Origin of the sequence: Bradyrhizobium sp. NBAIM03, from assembly GCF_020194055.1 — a bacterium.
In the GTDB taxonomy this organism is placed as follows: domain Bacteria; phylum Pseudomonadota; class Alphaproteobacteria; order Rhizobiales; family Xanthobacteraceae; genus Bradyrhizobium; species Bradyrhizobium yuanmingense.
On the sequence record NZ_JADYVS010000024.1, the window covers coordinates 86,607 to 102,492 of the forward strand.

A 15,886-nucleotide genomic window follows, 5' to 3' on the forward strand; every position below is an offset into this window, starting at 1 on the left:
CAAAGGTGCTGAGGTTATGGCCCGGACTCCTAGGCACTCCGGGGCCGCCTGTTTCGGAAGAGCTAGAGCTACGTCAGCAGTTCCTCGATCCGGATCGGAAAGTTGCGGACGCGCACGCCGGTGGCGTGCCAGACCGCGTTGGCGACCGCGCCGGCGCTGCCGGTGATGCCGATCTCGCCGACACCCTTGATGCCGAGCGCATTCACGTGCGGATCGTGCTCCTCGACGGTGATGACGTCGAGCGGCGGCACGTCGGCGTTCACGGGGATGTGGTACTCGCCGAGATTGGCATTCATGATCCGCCCGCTGCGGCGGTCTGTGATCGCCGCCTCGTGCAGCGCGAAGGACATGCCCCAGATCATGCCGCCGAACAGCTGGCTCTGCACCATGCGCGGATTGATGATGCGGCCGGCGGCGAAGGCGCCGATCATGCGACTGACGCGGACCTGGCCGAGCTCGGGATCGACCTTCACCTCGGCGAACACCGCGCCGTGGGCGTGCATCGCATATTGCTCCATCGCCGCAGGGTTCGGCGCGCCGGTGCCGCGCGCCTCCACTTCGGCAACGCCCGCGCGCGCCAGAATCCCGGCATAGCTCTCGCTGCGGCTCTCATCGTCGCGGCGGATCAGCCTGCCGTCGCGCGCGATCACGCCGGCATTGCCGGCGCCGAACAGCGGCGAGCGCTCGTCGCTTGTGGCGAGATCGGCGAGCTTTCCGATCACGGCGGCACCGGCGCTGTGGATCGCAGCGCCTGCGGTTGCCGTGTGCGCCGAGCCGCCGGCGATGCCGGCATCGGGCAGGTCGGACGTGCCGGACCTGAAGTCGAGGCGGTCGATGTCGAGACCGACGGAATCGGCCGCGATCTGCGCCAGCGCCGTCCAGGCGCCCTGCCCCATGTCATGCGCGCCGATCTCCATCACGCCGGAGCCGTCGCGGCGGATCGCCGCGCGCGCCTCGGCCTGGAACATCAGCGCCGGGAAGGTCGCCGTACCCATGCCCCAGCCGACCAGAAGGCCGGCATCGTCGCGCATCTGCCGCGGCTGCAGCGGACGCTTGGCCCAGCCGAAGCGCGAGGCGCCCTGCTCGTAGCAGGCGCGCAGCGCCTTGGAGGAGAACGGCCGCCCCGTCATCGGCTCGACCTCGGCGTAGTTCTTCAGGCGGAAAGCGAGCGGATCCATGCCGCAGGCCCAGGCCATCTCGTCGATCGCGCTCTCGAGCGCGATCGAGCCGGTCGCCTCGCCCGGCGCGCGCATGAACAGCGGCGTGCCGGTGTTGACGCGCACGGCATCGTGCGAAGTGCGGATCGCGGGCGCCGCGTAGAGCGTGTGCGAGGCATCGGCGGCAGGCTCGTAGAAATCGTCGAAGGTGCTCGACACGGTTCGCGCATGATGATCGAGCGCAGTCAGGCGGCCCTCGCCATCGGCGCCGAGGCGCAGGCGTTGGCGCGTCGGCGCCCGGTGGCCGACCGGGCCATACATCTGCTCGCGGCGGAGCACCAGCTTGACTGGCCTGCCGACCAGCTTCGCCGCCATCACGCCGAGGATCTGCGGCCCGGTCAGGAAGCCCTTCGAGCCGAAGCCGCCGCCGAGGAACGGGCTGCGGATGTGAATCTTCTCCGGCGCGAGGCCAAACAGCTCGGCGACGCGGCCGCGAGCCATCACCATGGCCTGGCTCGGCGTGTCCAAGAAGAGCTTGTCACCCTCCCAGCGCGCCACGATCGCGTGCGGCTCCATGGCATTGTGATATTGCGGCGGCGTCTCGTAGATCGCGTCGATCTGCTTGTCGGCCGCGGCGAGGCCCGCCTCGACATCGCCGCGATGGCTTTCCGTGGGATTACCGACGCCGACGACCGGCGGCACGAAGCTCTCGCCGGCATCGAGGCCGACCAGCGCAGGCTGCACCTCGTAACGTGGGGCCAGCAGCGCGGCGCCTTCCGTCGCGGCCTCCAGCGTTTCAGCGATCACGACCGCAATCGCCTGATTGGCGTAGCGGACCTCATTGCTCTGCAACACCTCCATCCGGAATACGAACGGATTGGTCTTGAGGTCGGGGTCGATCGCGAGCGCTGGCTTGTGATCGGGCGTCATGACGTCGACGACGCCGGGACGGCGTTTTGCGGCAGCGACATCGAGCGAGACCACACGGCCCCGCGCAATGCTCGAGACGGCCATCACGGCAAACAGCATGCCGGGCGGATGATTGTCCGCAGCATAGCTCGCCTGCCCCGTCACCTTGAGGATGCCGTCGCGGCGGGTCAGCGGCTGGCCGATATTCGAGCCGTGCCTGAGATGTGCGGGCGCACTGGTCAAATTGAGCTCAGACATGGACGGCTCCGGAGGTCGAGGCGAAGGGAGAGGCCGGCAGCGCGGGGATACGCGCAGGCGTCCCGGCGGCGGCCAAGGTCAGCGCGCGCACGACGATGCGGCGCGCGAGCTCGATCTTGAAGGCGTTGTCGCCCGATGGCTTCGCGCCCTCGAGCGCACGCAGGGCTGCCTCCTGGAACGCGTCGGCGGTCGGCGCGACGCCCTTGAGGACGTCTTCCGCTGCACGGGCGCGCCAGGGCTTTGCGGCGACGCCGCCGAGCGCGAGCCGCGCCTGTGCGATTCTGCCGTTCTCGATCCGCAGCGCAGCCGCGGCCGAGACGACAGCAAAGGCATAGGAGGTGCGCTCGCGCACCTTGAGGTAACGCGCATGCGCGGCAAAGCCGCGTGCGGCAGGCGGCAGGCGCACCGCGACGATGAGATCGCCGGGCTCGAGCACCGACTCGCGCTCGGGCGCATCGCCGGGCAGGCGGTGCAGCTCGTCGAGCGCGACCTCGCGCCGGCCGCCCCTGCCCTCGATCTCGACGATGGCATCGAGCGCGACCAGCGGCACGCAGAAATCCGAGGGGTGTGTGGCGATGCAGCTCTCGCTCCAGCCGAGCACGGCATGGCTGCGGTTGTCGCCGTCGCGCGCGTCGCAGCCGGAGCCCGGCGCCCGCTTGTTGCAGCGGCTGGCAGTGTCGTAGAAATACGCGCAACGCGTCCGTTGCAACAAATTGCCGCCGACGGTGGCGGCATTGCGCAATTGAGCCGACGCTCCCGAGAGCAGCGCTTCGGCCACTGCGGGATAGGACCGCGCGAACTCCGCATCATGCGCGAGGTCGGCATTGCTCACCAGCGCGCCGATGCGCAAAGACCCGTCCGCGAGAGTCTCGATCTGATCGAGCCCATCGAGACGCGTGACGTCGACCAGCCGGTCCGGACGGCTGATGCCACCCTTCATCAGGTCGAGCAGGTTGGTGCCGGCTGCAAGAAACACCGCGCCGGGCTGGGCCGCCGCCGCAACCGCTTCAGTGACGGTGGCCGGCCTGACATAATCGAACGGTTTCATGCGGAACGCCTCTGATTGGTCTCGTCCATCTGTCCTTGCGCGTCCAGCACGGCATCGACGATGCCGACGTAAGCGCCGCAGCGGCACAGATTGCCGCTCATGCATTCGCGGACGCGCTCGGGATCGTTGCCGGCCTGGCCTTCTCTGATCATGCCGATCGCGCTCATGATCTGGCCCGGCGTGCAGAAGCCGCATTGAAAGCCGTCATGTGCGATGAAGGCGGCCTGCACGGGATGGAGCTGGTCGCCGCGCGCGAGGCCTTCGATGGTGAGGATGTCGGCCCCGTCATGGCTGATGGCGAGCGCGAGGCAGGAATTGATACGCTTGCCGTCGACCAGGATGGTGCAGGCGCCGCATTGGCCGCGGTCGCACCCCTTCTTGGTTCCGGTCAGATGAAGGCGCTCACGCAGGAGATCGAGCAGCGTGACGCGCGGATCGTCGAGGACGAAATCGCGCCGCGCACCGTTCACGGTGAGGCTGATGGAGTGGTTCATACAAGGCTCCGATCAGATTTGGACATGAGTCATCGCGCAGCGCGCCACCGCCGTGGCCGCTGTCGAATAGCGCCGTCCGAACACGATGCGTCCGACGCTTGATCGGAAGATACGGAGGCAGCCTCCGCTTAACAAGGGCGGCGCGGAAAAATCTGGAATTCGTCAAAAGCGCGTGCGTCACCAACGCGATGCAGCCCTGCGCGGGTCCGGCGAGGGTTCAATCTAACCAATTCGTGATCTACATTGCGCGCCATGGACGACCACACCGACCAGACCCGCAAACCCCGCGCCGATGCCGTGCGCAATCGCGAGCGCGTGCTCGAAGCGGCAAAGCTGGTGTTCAGCGCGGGCGGTTCGGAGGCGAGCCTGGAAGCGGTGGCCAAGCGCGCCGGGGTCGGCATCGGCACGCTGTATCGGCATTTCCCGACGCGCGAGGCCTTGTTCGAGGCGGTGTACCGCCGCGAGGTCGAGCAGCTCAGCGAGCTGGCCGAGCAATTGAAGAATGCCAAGGATCCGGTCGAGGCGCTGCGGCGCTGGCTGCGATCAGGGGTCGAGTTTGTTGCGACCAAGAAGGGGATGATGGCAGCGCTCGCGCTCGCGGTGCAGAGCGGGTCGGAGCTGCATGCTTTCTCCTTCGAGCGTCTGACCAAGGCGATCGGCTCGCTGCTGGACCGCGCCATCGCAGCCGGCGAGATGCGCGCCGACATCAGCCCGGAGGATCTGCTGCGCGCCTTCTTCGGCATGTGCTACGTTCACGACCAGCCCGGCTGGCAAGCGACGGCGCTGCGTCTGCTCGACGTATTCGTCGACGGCTTGCGCGTGCGGCCTCCCAGCAAGGCCAGGGCGCGCTCGTCGAAGACGACGAAGCCGGCGACGAAGCGAAAGCGCTAGGCTGGAGCTTGCCGATGGGAGCCGCTGACCCCGAGCGGACTTCGCTAAACATGGAACTGTTGTCACCTAATCCGATTCAAAGGATCATTTGATACATCGCTTCGACTTGCGACATGGCAGGTTCAGGCATGGCGCCAGTTCTCAATTTGCCCCGGCTCACCAATTCGCTCAGACAGGATCGTCTGGCGCTTCAACGTGCCCGCGAGGTCGTGGCGGAGGCGACCGAGGTGCTTCAACGCTGTCCAAAGCCGGATACGTTTCTAGGCCGTAAGACTCAAGAGCCGTTTCCGAATGAGGACGAAACAAAGTTGACCAGGGTGGCGCAGCGTTCAAGCCGCGAGCCGTTTCCAAGAACGTAAAGGCTTCATTAACACACCTGAATGCACTTCCGGGCCGTGGCAGGCATATCGGCCTCATCGGAAAACCGGATTAGACAATGCTGGCCAGACCAGATGCTAGAGCGAGCCGATGGACGCGAAAAGCTTGCTGATCTAACGCGCGACAACGTGGTGGCCCATAGCCTGCGCGAAGCCGCCCGGCAATGGCGAGCCATGGCCGTGCAGCAGGACTTGCTGGAGCGCGAACCGACCTGTCGCAGATCCGTAACCGCTCTGATTAGAGCAACTTCAAAGGATTGCTGCGCCGAGTTTGCTGAGATAACTTGCCTGTCATCACCGGCCAAGGCCGTGCCGTAGGCGTCGGTGGCTGAGAGACCAATCGTGCTCCCGCCTGCATCTATGCATGGGAGCGACAAATGGATCGCGCCATGGCGCTTCGCCATCTGGCGGAAGCCGAAGAGCACATTTCACTGGCCGACCGACACCTTTCCGAGCAGGAGGTTCGAATTGCGGACCTTGAGCTTTCGGGGCACGACACGAGCTTGGCTCGCGCTATCGGCGAAACATTTCGGCTGACACTGGCGCGGCACCTCGCGCACCGCGATCACATTTTGAGAGAGCTGATACCGTAGCTCTCGGCCCGTGCTTTCGAACATCCCTTCGATCAAACGCCAACTATGGCGCAGTATGATCTCGCCATCGGCACTAAACAGGGTTGCGCCATTTCAACGACGCAGAATCAGCTTCTGGCCGATCGGCGACTTGCACGACCTCTGATGTTTGTGCCGCCGTCAGATCAGCTGTCCTGACGCGCCGCTGGCGTTATAGGCCACCTCGCCCTTCCCAGTAGGTTGGCGTTCCATAATACCGGTGAGTTCGCGTTTCCCAGTCTCGATCTTCCCAGGAGTCATCGCTGAACTCAGGCGCATCCCTCAGCTGTTGCTCGGTGATATTGGTTCGAAAGCCGGCAAGCGACGTGTCATATGTCAGAGCGCCCCAGGGAATCGGGTAGTGGCTGTGACCCAAGCCCACAAATCCACCAAAGCTCATGACCGCATAAGCCACGCGGCCTGACACCTTGTCGATGATGAGGTGATCAATCTCGCCGATATTCGTCCCATCTGCTCCATAGACCTCGGTTCCCTCAATGTCCTCGCTTGAGATGCAGTGATGATCCGGATGTGCTGTTGCACGGGCCATGACTTTGCTCCTTGGTAAGGTGGTTTTGCCGGCTTAACTCGGCCATCGCGGAGCCGTTCCTGCCTTAGGAGAACATGTCGCAGCTGCCTACTGTTGCGCCGCTGTCCCGGATGAGTCGGCATCTGGAGCGTTCAAACCCAGCGCGTGATATCTGAGTACACGCCCTGGCGGCACAGATGTGCTAGGATCGCCTTCGCCGGGTATTCAACGCGGAGCCTGTCATGCGCATCGCAGCCTTGCTGGTCGCTCTCATCATTGTTGCCTGTCATCATTCAGCGTTTGCCGGCGATGTCGCGGCGGCCCAGAGCGTCATCCGCGCCCAGGAGCAGGCCTTCGTTCGCGACGATGCGACGGCCGCTTATTCCTATGCTGCACCGGCGATCAAGGAGATCTTTCCCGCACCCGACATCTTCATGTCCATGGTGCAGAACGGCTACGCGCCGGTCTATCGTCACAAGAGTTTCGAATTTGGCGAGAGCAAGAGCGATGGCGGCTGGATCGCCCAGCGCGTCCATATCATCGATGCCAATGGCGAGGCCTGGGAGGCGCTCTACACACTCGAGCAGCAGGGCGACGGCAGCTACAAGATCACCGGCTGCTCGCTGCTGAAGGCGGGACAGGCCGTTTAGGTGGCAAAGCCCGGGCCGGTCTTGACCGAGCCCGTCCGCGCGCGGATCAAGAGCAGCACGACGATGCCGATGTTCAGCGCATTCCAGGCGACGCCGTTGGCGAACGCTGCGGCATACGAGCCGGTGGCATCGAAGATGACGCCGGACACCCAGCCGCCGAAGGACATGCCGAACACGGACGCAAAGATCACGATGCCGACGCGGGTCGCGGCCTCGCTCGCCGGCATCGCCTCGCGCACGATGATGGCATAGCTCGGCACGATGCCGCCCTGGAACAGGCCGAACATCGCGGAGATCAGATAGAGCGAGGTCAGGCTGTCGAAGAACAGATAGAACACCAGCGCAAAGCCCTGCGCCAGCGATCCCACCAGCAGCGTGTAGATGCCGCCGATCTTGTCGGCGAGGTAGCCCGAGCCGATCCGGCTGATGATGCCGCAGCCCATCATCAGGGACAGCATCTCGGCGCCGCGCGCGACGCCATAACCGAGGTCGCCGCAATAGGCGACGATGTGCACCTGCGGCATCGCCATTGCCACGCAGCAGGAGATGCTGGCGATCGAGAGCAGCACCGTCAGCGTATTCGTCGACAGCCGGAGATCGACCCGCGGCGGCGGCGCGTTGGCATGGTCGTGGACGGTGTCGCGGCCCATCTGCGCGCGCAGGATCAGCACCAGCACCGTCATCAGGCCGGCGCAGACGATGCCTATGCCGATATGGGTGTAACGCCAGCCGATCTCCTGCGTGCCCCAGCTCACGATCGGCGGCCACATCGCGCCGGCGACGTAATTGCCGCTGGCGACGATGGTCACGGCAAGACCGCGATAGCGCTCGAACCAGTGCGAGGCTTCGGCCATCAGCGGCGCAAAGGTCGCGGACGTCCCGAGCCCGATGAAGAAATAAGCCGCCACGAACTGCCAGAGCTGGCCCGACAGCCCGGCGAGCACATTGGCAACGCCGAGGAAGGCGATGCTGATCGCCATCGCCGGCACGATGCCGAACCGGTCGGTGATCTTGCCGGCGATCACACCGCCAAGCCCGAAGCCGAACATCATGAGGGTGAAGGCCAGCGACACCGCGCCGCGCGTGGCTCCGAATTCGACCTGCACCACGGGAATCACGACCACGACCGCCCACATGCCGACGGCCCCGATCGAGCCGATCAGGAGGGCAATGACGAGCCGCACCCAGGCCTGACGGGAGTCAGGGGTGAAGGCGTCAGGTGTTTGCCCGGGATGATTTGGCGCGTGCACAGGCAGGACCATGTTCGCGGACCGCCGCATGGTCAACCATCTTGCCGCGATATTGGGCATGCGCGGTGCGCTGCGGTAATAAGCTCTTGGCGAATGCGTCTTTTGCCATTAGTTTGCAACAAGCGTGTGCAACATTGCCGCGCGAGGAGCCTATCGGCGGAATGTTGATGCGATTGACGCGATCGATGCGGATCAGGGTGGGGCGGATCATCGCCCTCGCCTATCTGTTCTGCGTGCTCGCGCCGGCCGCGAGCCTCGCCTGGGGCAGTGCTGCGCCCTGCCTTGGCGACGAGGCCTTGGCTGACCTCGTTCCGGCGCATCATCACATGGCTGCGAGCCATGGTATGGCTGCGAGCCATGGCGACGTTCCGCACGAGCATGCGGGCACCTCTTCCCAGACCGCGGCAAAGGACGCACCTGCTCCGAATCATCACGACGGCAAGGGAACAGTGGGCCCCTGCTGTGCGATGATGTGCGTCAGCGCGCTGCCGGCCGATCTGCCCAGCGTCGCCACGCCGCTCCGGCCGATGTCGACCTGTGCGCCCGAGATCGTGCCCAGCCTGCACAGCGCGGCGCCGCCCCAGCACTACCGCCCTCCCATCGCCTGATCTGACACGACGATTTCGGCTCGATGCGCACTTTTGCGCGCGCGAACCTGTGGTCATTCAGATCGGGAATTAAGACATGGCTGCGCTTTCCGGGGCGAAATCTGCCGCATCTGCGGTGGGTGATCGACACTCTCGTTTCATTTGGCTGCTGCTGGCCTTCGCCGCGCCGGCACTGTCCGGCTGCATGCCGGCAACGACGCACATGGCCAGCGCGGATCCGGCCGATCCGGCGGCGAAGATGGCCCCCGTAACCTATCGCTCGACCATCGCGCCCTATACCAGCCTGCGGCCAGCGACGCCGGCACCCTGGCGCGGCCGCAACGAGGCGGTGACGCCGCAGCCGAAGCAAGAGCGGTAGGAGCGCGCCATGTCACAGCATTTTGCGCGGGGCCTGCTCGTGCTCGCGGCGCTCGGACTTTCCGGCTGCGCCGCGTTCTCGCCCGACAGGGGCATGAGCGCGGTCTCGGATCTGACGAGCCAGGCCATCAACAAGGACGTCGCTTTCGTGCGCTCGGCCGAGGGCGCCGCCGCGGTCGATGCCCGCGTCCGCCAGCTGCTCTCGCGCACGCTCAGCGTTGACGCCGCCGTGCAGATCGCGCTGCTCAACAACAAGGGACTGCAGGCAGTCTACAACGAGCTGGCGCTGGCGGAGACCGAGCTGGTCGAGCAGAGCCTGCCGGCCAATCCGGTGTTCGCGGTCTCTCGCATCACGGGCAATGGCGCCAGCGAGATCGAGCGTCAGGTGGTCGGCGATATCCTCGCGCTCGCCACCCTGCCGTTCCGTTCCGAGATCGCCCGCGAACGCTTCCGCGGTGCGCAGCTGCGCGCCGCGCTGGCGACGCTGCGGCTCGCCTCGGACGTTCGCCGCGCCTATGTCCGTGCGGTTGCCGCCAACGAGATGGTGGGGCTGCTGACCGACGCAAAGGCGACGGCGGAATCGACCGCACAGCTCGCGCTCAAGCTCGGCGAGACCGGCTCGCTCAACAAGCTCGACCAAGCGCGCGAGCAGGTGTTCTATGCCGAGACCACCGCAGACCTCGCCACCGCGCGGCAGATGGCGGGAAGCGCGCGCGAAAGGCTGGCGCGCCTGATGGGGCTCTGGGACGACGGTCTCGACTTCCGCCTGCCCGATCAACTGCCGCCGCTGCCGCGCCGGCCGCTGGCGCTCCCCACGATCGAAGCCGACGCGGTGGCGCATCGGATCGACCTGCAGATCGCGCGGCTGGAGCTGGCCGCGCTGGCGAAGGCGCTGAACCTCACCGAGGCGACGCGCTTCGTGACGCTGCTCGATCTCGCCGGCATCTCCCGTCGCACCCAGGATCCGGAAGGGCCGCCGTTCCGCGAGCGCGGCTTCGACCTGCAGTTCCAGATTCCGATTTTCGACGGCGGCGAGGTGCGCGTGCGCCAAGCCGCCGAGACCTACAACCTCGCCTTCAACCGCCTGACCGAGCGGGCCGTCAATGTGCGGTCCGAGGCGCGCGACGCCTATCGCGTCTACCGCTCCACCTACGACATCGCCGGCCATTACCAGCGCGAGATCATCCCATTGCGAAAGATCATCACCGAGGAGATGCAGCTTCGTTTCTCCAGCATGCAGGTCGACATCTTCGCGCTGCTCACCGAAGCGCGGCAGCGCCTCGCGGCGCTGCGCGGCGCGATCGACGCCAGGCAGAGATTCTTCCTCGCCCAGGCCGATCTGCAGACCGCCGTCAACGGCGGCGGTCTGCCCGCCGCCGTAGGCGACAATCCAACCAATGTCGCCGCGGCAGTTCCTGCCGAAGGCGGCGGCCACTAAAGACGGAGGTCAAGATGTTTTCCCGCCGAGGATTTTTAGGCACCGCCGCGCTTGTCGGCGCATCGGCCATTCAAGGCCGCGTCCAGGCCGCGTCTATCCCGGAAGCGCCCACCATGGACAAGGTGGTGATGCAGCCGCCGCTGCACCCCACAAGCGGCCCGGATTATCGCCCCGTGGTGACGCTGAACGGGTGGTCGCTGCCGTTCCGCATGAACGGCGACTGGAAGGAATTCCATCTCGTCGCCGAGCCGGTGGTGCGCGAGTTCGCGGAAGGAATGAAGGTGAATTTGTGGGGCTACAACGGGCAATCGCCGGGCCCGACCATCGAGGCCGTCGAGGGCGACAAGGTGCGCATCTTCGTCACCAACCGCTTACCCGAATACACCACGGTGCACTGGCACGGCATGATCATCCCGAGCGGCATGGACGGCGTCGGCGGATTGAACCAGCCGCACATCCAGCCCGGCAAGACCTTCGTCTACGAATTCGAGATGAAGAAGAGCGGAACCTTCATGTACCACCCGCATTCCGACGAGATGGTGCAGATGGCGATGGGCATGATGGGCATGTTCATCGTGCACCCGCGCGACCCGAACTTCCGCGCCGTCGACCGCGACTTCGTGTTCGTGATGAGCACTTATCGCGTCGACCCCGGCACCTACCTGCCGCACGTCAATGAGATGACGGACTTCAACATGTGGACCTGGAACGCGCGGGTCTTTCCTGGAATCGATCCGCTGCCGGTCAGGCTCGGCGACAAGGTGCGCGTGCGCATCGGCAATCTCAGCATGACCAACCATCCGATCCATTTGCATGGCCACAGCTTTGCGGTGACCTGCACCGATGGCGGCTGGATTCAAGAGAGCGCGCAGATCCCGGAGACGACCACCGACGTCCCGGTCGGCGCCATCAGGGTGTTCGACGTGCTCGCCGACAATCCCGGCGACTGGGCGTTCCATTGCCACAAGTCGCACCACACCATGAATTCGATGGGACACGACGTGCGCAACCTGATCGGCGTGTCGCGCAAGGACCTCGCCAAGGCCGTCGGCAAGCTCGCGCCCGACGGCATGGCCATGGGCTCGACCGGCATGGCGATGGGCAACATGGAGATGCCCGCGCCCGACAATACGCTGCCGATGATGACGGGCACCGGCCAGTTCGGGCCGATCGAGATGGGCGGCATGTTCACCGTGATGAAGATCCGCGAAGGCCTCGCGCGCGACGATTACCGCGATCCTGGTCCGTACAAGTTCCCGCCAGGCACCGTCGCCTACGAAGTCGCCGCACCCGCCCCGGAGCCGGCGCGGCAGAAATCCGGCAGTCCGCCGATGAAGCACAAGATGTGAGCGTTTCGATGAACCACCAACCGGAGACTACGATGAAGATCACGCTCAAGCTCGCCCTCGCGCTGGCTGCACTTTCGGCCGCGCCGGCCTTCGCTCACGACAAGCACGGGCACGGAAACTATTCGGCCGGCGAGCCCGGCGATCCCAGGAAGCCCGCGCGCACTATCGAAATCCTGATGAACGAGATGGACTACACGCCCGCGAAAATCGAGGTCAAGCGCGGCGAGCAGATCCGCTTCGTGCTGCGCAATGTCGGCAAGGAGGACCACGAATTCCTGCTGGCCACATCTAAGGAGAATCTCGCGCATGCGGAGCAGATGAAGAAGCATCCGCACATGGAGCACGACGAGCCCAATGCGGCGCGGCTTGCACCGAAGAAGACGACCGAGATCCTCTGGAAGTTCAGCAAGCGCGGCACCTTCGAATATTCGTGCCTCATTCCCGACCACCGCGAGTACGGCATGGTCGGCCAGGTCAACGTGAAGTAACGCGAGAGGAGATCCACATGAATCGCATCATCAATATCACTGCCGCGCTGGCGCTGAGCGTCGGCCTCGCGACCGCAACCCTCGCCGCAGAGGGCGCCGCGATCAGCGGCGAGGTCAAGAAGATCGACGAAGGCGCCGGCAAGATCACGCTCAAGCACGGCCCGGCCAAGAGCCTCGGCATGGAGGACCCCATGACCATGGTCTATCGGGTCAAGGATCCCGCCATGCTCAAGCAGGTGAAGGTCGGCGACAAGATCACCTTCGAGGCCGAGGAAGGGTCGTCGGGCTACACGGTGACCAAGATGCAGAAGGCGAAGTAGGGCAGCCTCGCCTGCCCGTCATTCCGGGGCGCGCCTCTTGGCGCGAGCCCGGAATCCATTTCACCACCATACCTGCGGCCCGATGGATTCCGGGCTCGATGCTCCGCATCGCCCCGGAATGACAACCCGCCCCCGAAACATCCCGGTCTGAGCTCCTCCCACCCCCTCCGTTAACCCTTTGCTAACCATACACCCGGCAAGAATTGCCGGGTGAAGTCGAGTGTCGTCGGCCGCGTTTAGAACGGGAGCTCCCGTGGACGCCAGTGCGGTGCCTCACTTTCGGAACGGCGGCCCGTCGGCCGCCGCGCAGACGTTTGGGGCGCGCGGACGGCAGTCGCGCGGGGAGGCAGCTACCATGGTCGACGTCACGGCAGGACAGGGCGTAGGCAGCGCAAGGCCCTCGATCCCTTCCCTCAATGACATCGTCACCGTCCTCAAGCGCGGCGACATCGCGCTGGCGCTCGGCGTTCTCACCATCCTGGTGGTGCTGATCCTGCCGCTGCCCGCGATCGTGCTGGACGTGTTCCTGGCGATCTCGATCACGCTCTCGATCCTGATCCTGATGACGTCGCTGTTCATCCAGACGCCGCTGGAGTTCTCGGCCTTCCCGACCGTCCTCCTGATCTCGACTATGCTGCGGCTCTCGCTCAACATGGCCTCAACCCGGCTGATCCTGTCGCACGGGCACGAGGGCACGGCCGCCGCCGGTCACGTCATCGAGGCCTTCGGCAACTTCGTGATGGGCGGCAATTTCGTCATCGGCATCATCGTCTTCGCCATCCTGATCATCGTCAATTTCGTCGTCATCACCAAGGGCTCGGGCCGCATCGCCGAAGTCGCCGCCCGCTTCCACCTCGACGCCATGCCCGGCAAGCAGATGGCGATCGACGCCGACCTCGGCGCCGGCCTGATCGACGAGAAGGTCGCCAAGGAGCGGCGCAAGGAGCTCGAGGACGAGAGCGGCTTCTTCGGGGCCATGGACGGCGCCTCCAAGTTCGTCCGGGGCGACGCCATCGCCGGCCTCCTGGTCGTGTTCATCAACGTCGTCGGCGGCATCATCATCGGCGTCGCGCAGCAGGGCATGTCCTTCGCCGACGCGGGGCGCACCTACACGCTGCTGACCGTCGGTGACGGCCTTGTCACCCAGGTGCCGGCGCTGATCGTCTCGACCGCGGCCGGCCTGCTCGTCTCCAAGGCCGGCGTCTCCGGCGCCGCCGACAAGGCGCTCATGAAGCAGTTCTCCGGCTATCCGCAGGCGCTGGCGATGTCCTCGGCGGTGATGCTGGTGCTGGCGGCGCTGCCGGGCATTCCGACCCTGCCCTTCCTCGCGCTCGGCGCCGGCGCCGGCGCGCTGGCCTGGAACGCCCGCAACCGCAACCGCGTGGCGGCCAAGGCCGAAGCCGCCGTTCACGCCGCGCCCGCTCCGGGAACGCCGGGTGCGCCGGGCGCTGCCGCGACGGAAGAGCCGATCTCGGCCGCGCTCAAGATCGACGACCTTAAGATCGAACTCGGCTACGCCCTGCTGCCGCTGGTCAACGGCCCTGACGGCACCGACCGCCTCACCGAGCAGATCAAGGCGCTGCGCCGTTCGCTCGCGATCGAGATGGGCTTCGTGATGCCGGCGGTGCGCATCCTCGATAACGTCCAGCTCGAGGCCAACACCTACATCATCAAGATCAAGGAGGTCGACGCCGGCACCGGGAAGATCTGGCCGAACCAGTTCATGGTCATGGACCCCGGCGGCGGCCAGGTGCAGGTGCCCGGCATCCACACCACCGAGCCGACCTTCGGCCTGCCCGCAACCTGGGTCGATGCCAGCCTCAAGGAAGAGGCCTCGCTCAAGGGCTACACCGTCGTCGACGCCGCGACCGTGCTCTCGACCCATCTCACCGAGCTGCTCAAGGCCAACATGTCGGACCTGTTGTCCTACGGCGAGGTGCAGAAGCTGCTCAAGGAGCTGCCGAAGGAGCAGAGCGAGCTGGTCAAGGACATCGTCCCGGGCCAGGTCACGGTCTCCGGCATCCAGCGCGTGCTGCAGCTGCTGCTCGCCGAGCGCATCTCGATCCGCGACCTCTCCACCATCCTCGAAGGCATCGCGGATTCGCTCGCCTTCTCGCGCAACCCCGCGACCATGGTCGAGCACGTCCGCGCCCGCCTAGCGCGGCAGATCTGCGCGCAGAACACCTCTTACGCCGGCTATCTGCCGCTGATCGCGCTGTCGGCGAAATGGGAGCAGGCTTTTGCCGAATCCATCATCGGCCAGGGCGAGGAGCGGAGCCTTGCCATGCAGCCCTCGAAACTTTCGGAATTCATGACCGCCGTGCGCGAGGCTTTCGAGCGCGCCGCCCGCGAGGGCGAGGCGCCGGTGCTGGTCACCTCCGCTTCCATTCGGCCCTTCGTGCGCTCCCTGGTGGAACGGTTCCGGGCCCAGACCACCGTGCTGTCGCAGGCGGAAATCCACCCCAGGGCGAGGCTGAAAACCGTCGGAAGCATCTGATTTGCCTTAAGAAGCCGTGTGTTTTTCAGCCACAGGCAAATGGTTTTTGAGTTCCTGGCGCCTTGTCGACCAAGGCCTCTAAAGCCCGGCACTAGGCTCATTATAGCTTTGAAATAATTATATAAAAGAACGATCAAGGGTCGCCTTTGATCGCGATCTATCACGTCATATCACGCCCTTGTGATGGCCCCTTGGGAACGAATCCCCCCGATACTAGGTTGATGGGCACCGGAAGCATGAACCTGCCTCAAACGGCTGGCGACTACTTCGGGTAGATGGCGGCAGGAGGCTTCCATGAACCACTCGATCTACAGCGCAGATCGCGCGACCCATTTGAAAATCGTGGTCGTCGCCCTCGTCGCAGGGATCGCGGTGGCTGGCCTCGGCATTACGGCACGCTCGGGTTCGGATGAAGGCCTGACCCAGACCGCCCGCGTCATCAAGGCCGGCAAGCCGGTCGTTGTCACCAGTTCGAACGCGTCCCTCGTTCGCTAAGGAGACCTGACGAGTTTTGTGAATTCACGCGGCTCTTTACCAGCCCCCCAAAGTCGCCACGTGGATATGTAGACGACCCCAACCCCAAGTCGACTACAGAAAGCGCCCGCCCCCCACGGGCGCTTTCCCATTTCTGGTACCTCGTCATTGCGAGCGCACG

The 15,886-nt window shown here is 65.3% G+C and carries 17 protein-coding genes; 11 read left to right on the forward strand and 6 right to left on the reverse strand.

What is annotated here, in order from left to right:
• Nucleotides 1-68: 68 nt before the first annotated feature.
• Genes I6F21_RS28825 through I6F21_RS28835 form a run of 3 tightly spaced genes read right to left on the reverse strand, consistent with a single transcriptional unit; the run spans nt 69 to nt 3,866 of the window.
• Nucleotides 69-2,324, reverse strand: coding sequence for a xanthine dehydrogenase family protein molybdopterin-binding subunit (locus I6F21_RS28825; protein WP_225140449.1), 2,256 nt, complete (start codon nt 2,322-2,324; stop codon nt 69-71).
• Nucleotides 2,317-3,372: a xanthine dehydrogenase family protein subunit M gene (locus I6F21_RS28830; RefSeq protein ID WP_036011819.1), complete on the reverse strand. Its 1,056-nt coding sequence runs from the start codon at nt 3,370-3,372 to the stop codon at nt 2,317-2,319. Before I6F21_RS28830 ends, I6F21_RS28825 begins: the two co-directional genes overlap by 8 nt.
• Complete coding sequence (locus I6F21_RS28835; protein ID WP_036011822.1) at nt 3,369-3,866, reverse strand: (2Fe-2S)-binding protein; 498 nt, start codon at nt 3,864-3,866, stop codon at nt 3,369-3,371. The genes I6F21_RS28830 and I6F21_RS28835 overlap by 4 nt, the downstream gene beginning before the upstream one ends.
• Before the next feature lie 252 nt (nt 3,867-4,118).
• On the opposite strand from I6F21_RS28835, the gene I6F21_RS28840 reads away from it, so the two are divergent.
• Together I6F21_RS28840 and I6F21_RS28845 are read left to right on the forward strand one after the other, a co-directional pair.
• Nucleotides 4,119-4,757, forward strand: coding sequence for a TetR/AcrR family transcriptional regulator (locus I6F21_RS28840; RefSeq protein ID WP_128262772.1), 639 nt, complete (start codon nt 4,119-4,121; stop codon nt 4,755-4,757).
• 754 nt (nt 4,758-5,511) lie between these two features.
• Complete coding sequence (locus tag I6F21_RS28845; RefSeq protein WP_036011828.1) at nt 5,512-5,727, forward strand: hypothetical protein; 216 nt, start codon at nt 5,512-5,514, stop codon at nt 5,725-5,727.
• 190 nt (nt 5,728-5,917) lie between these two features.
• On the opposite strand, the gene I6F21_RS28850 is transcribed toward I6F21_RS28845, so the two are convergent.
• On the reverse strand, nt 5,918-6,295 hold the full coding sequence (locus tag I6F21_RS28850; RefSeq protein ID WP_051057095.1) for a PRC-barrel domain-containing protein: 378 nt from the start codon (nt 6,293-6,295) through the stop codon (nt 5,918-5,920).
• A 221-nt stretch (nt 6,296-6,516) separates the two neighbouring features.
• Here I6F21_RS28850 and I6F21_RS28855 point away from each other — a divergent pair, with 221 nt between their 5' ends.
• Nucleotides 6,517-6,924 (forward strand): DUF4864 domain-containing protein, encoded by a 408-nt coding sequence (locus I6F21_RS28855; protein WP_225140450.1) that lies wholly within the window; start codon nt 6,517-6,519, stop codon nt 6,922-6,924.
• On the opposite strand, the gene I6F21_RS28860 is transcribed toward I6F21_RS28855, so the two are convergent.
• Together I6F21_RS28860 and I6F21_RS28865 are read right to left on the reverse strand one after the other, a co-directional pair.
• Complete coding sequence (locus I6F21_RS28860; protein ID WP_225140459.1) at nt 6,921-8,186, reverse strand: MFS transporter; 1,266 nt, start codon at nt 8,184-8,186, stop codon at nt 6,921-6,923. The genes I6F21_RS28855 and I6F21_RS28860 overlap by 4 nt on opposite strands.
• On the reverse strand, nt 8,140-8,385 hold the full coding sequence (locus I6F21_RS28865) for a hypothetical protein (RefSeq protein ID WP_225140460.1): 246 nt from the start codon (nt 8,383-8,385) through the stop codon (nt 8,140-8,142). The genes I6F21_RS28860 and I6F21_RS28865 overlap by 47 nt, the downstream gene beginning before the upstream one ends.
• Between I6F21_RS28865 and I6F21_RS28870 the strand changes: the two genes are divergently transcribed.
• The 8 genes from I6F21_RS28870 (at nt 8,336) to I6F21_RS28905 (ending at nt 15,726) form a co-directional block, all read left to right on the forward strand.
• Nucleotides 8,336-8,782: a hypothetical protein gene (locus tag I6F21_RS28870; RefSeq protein ID WP_225140451.1), complete on the forward strand. Its 447-nt coding sequence runs from the start codon at nt 8,336-8,338 to the stop codon at nt 8,780-8,782. The two genes, I6F21_RS28865 and I6F21_RS28870, sit on opposite strands and share 50 nt — an antisense overlap.
• Nucleotides 8,783-8,858: 76 nt before the next feature.
• A complete protein-coding gene (locus I6F21_RS28875) occupies nt 8,859-9,140 on the forward strand; it encodes a hypothetical protein (RefSeq protein WP_225128773.1) in 282 nt (93 codons plus the stop codon).
• Nucleotides 9,141-9,149: 9 nt separating this feature from the next.
• On the forward strand, nt 9,150-10,577 hold the full coding sequence (locus I6F21_RS28880; protein ID WP_225183863.1) for a TolC family protein: 1,428 nt from the start codon (nt 9,150-9,152) through the stop codon (nt 10,575-10,577).
• A 14-nt stretch (nt 10,578-10,591) separates the two neighbouring features.
• Nucleotides 10,592-11,926 carry a copper oxidase gene (locus tag I6F21_RS28885; protein WP_225140453.1) on the forward strand — a complete coding sequence of 445 codons (1,335 nt, stop codon included), beginning with the start codon at nt 10,592-10,594 and terminating at the stop codon, nt 11,924-11,926.
• A gap of 32 nt (nt 11,927-11,958) precedes the next feature.
• On the forward strand, nt 11,959-12,414 hold the full coding sequence (locus tag I6F21_RS28890; protein ID WP_192893338.1) for a cupredoxin family protein: 456 nt from the start codon (nt 11,959-11,961) through the stop codon (nt 12,412-12,414).
• 17 nt (nt 12,415-12,431) lie between these two features.
• Entirely contained in the window at nt 12,432-12,734 is a 303-nt protein-coding gene (locus I6F21_RS28895) for a copper-binding protein (protein ID WP_109145202.1), read from the forward strand.
• A 355-nt stretch (nt 12,735-13,089) separates the two neighbouring features.
• The gene (gene flhA / locus I6F21_RS28900; protein WP_225143766.1) at nt 13,090-15,231 is read left to right on the forward strand and encodes a flagellar biosynthesis protein FlhA; all 2,142 of its coding nucleotides are present in this window, start codon (nt 13,090-13,092) and stop codon (nt 15,229-15,231) included.
• A 294-nt stretch (nt 15,232-15,525) separates the two neighbouring features.
• Nucleotides 15,526-15,726, forward strand: coding sequence for a hypothetical protein (locus I6F21_RS28905; protein WP_036011854.1), 201 nt, complete (start codon nt 15,526-15,528; stop codon nt 15,724-15,726).
• Nucleotides 15,727-15,886: the final 160 nt, after the last annotated feature.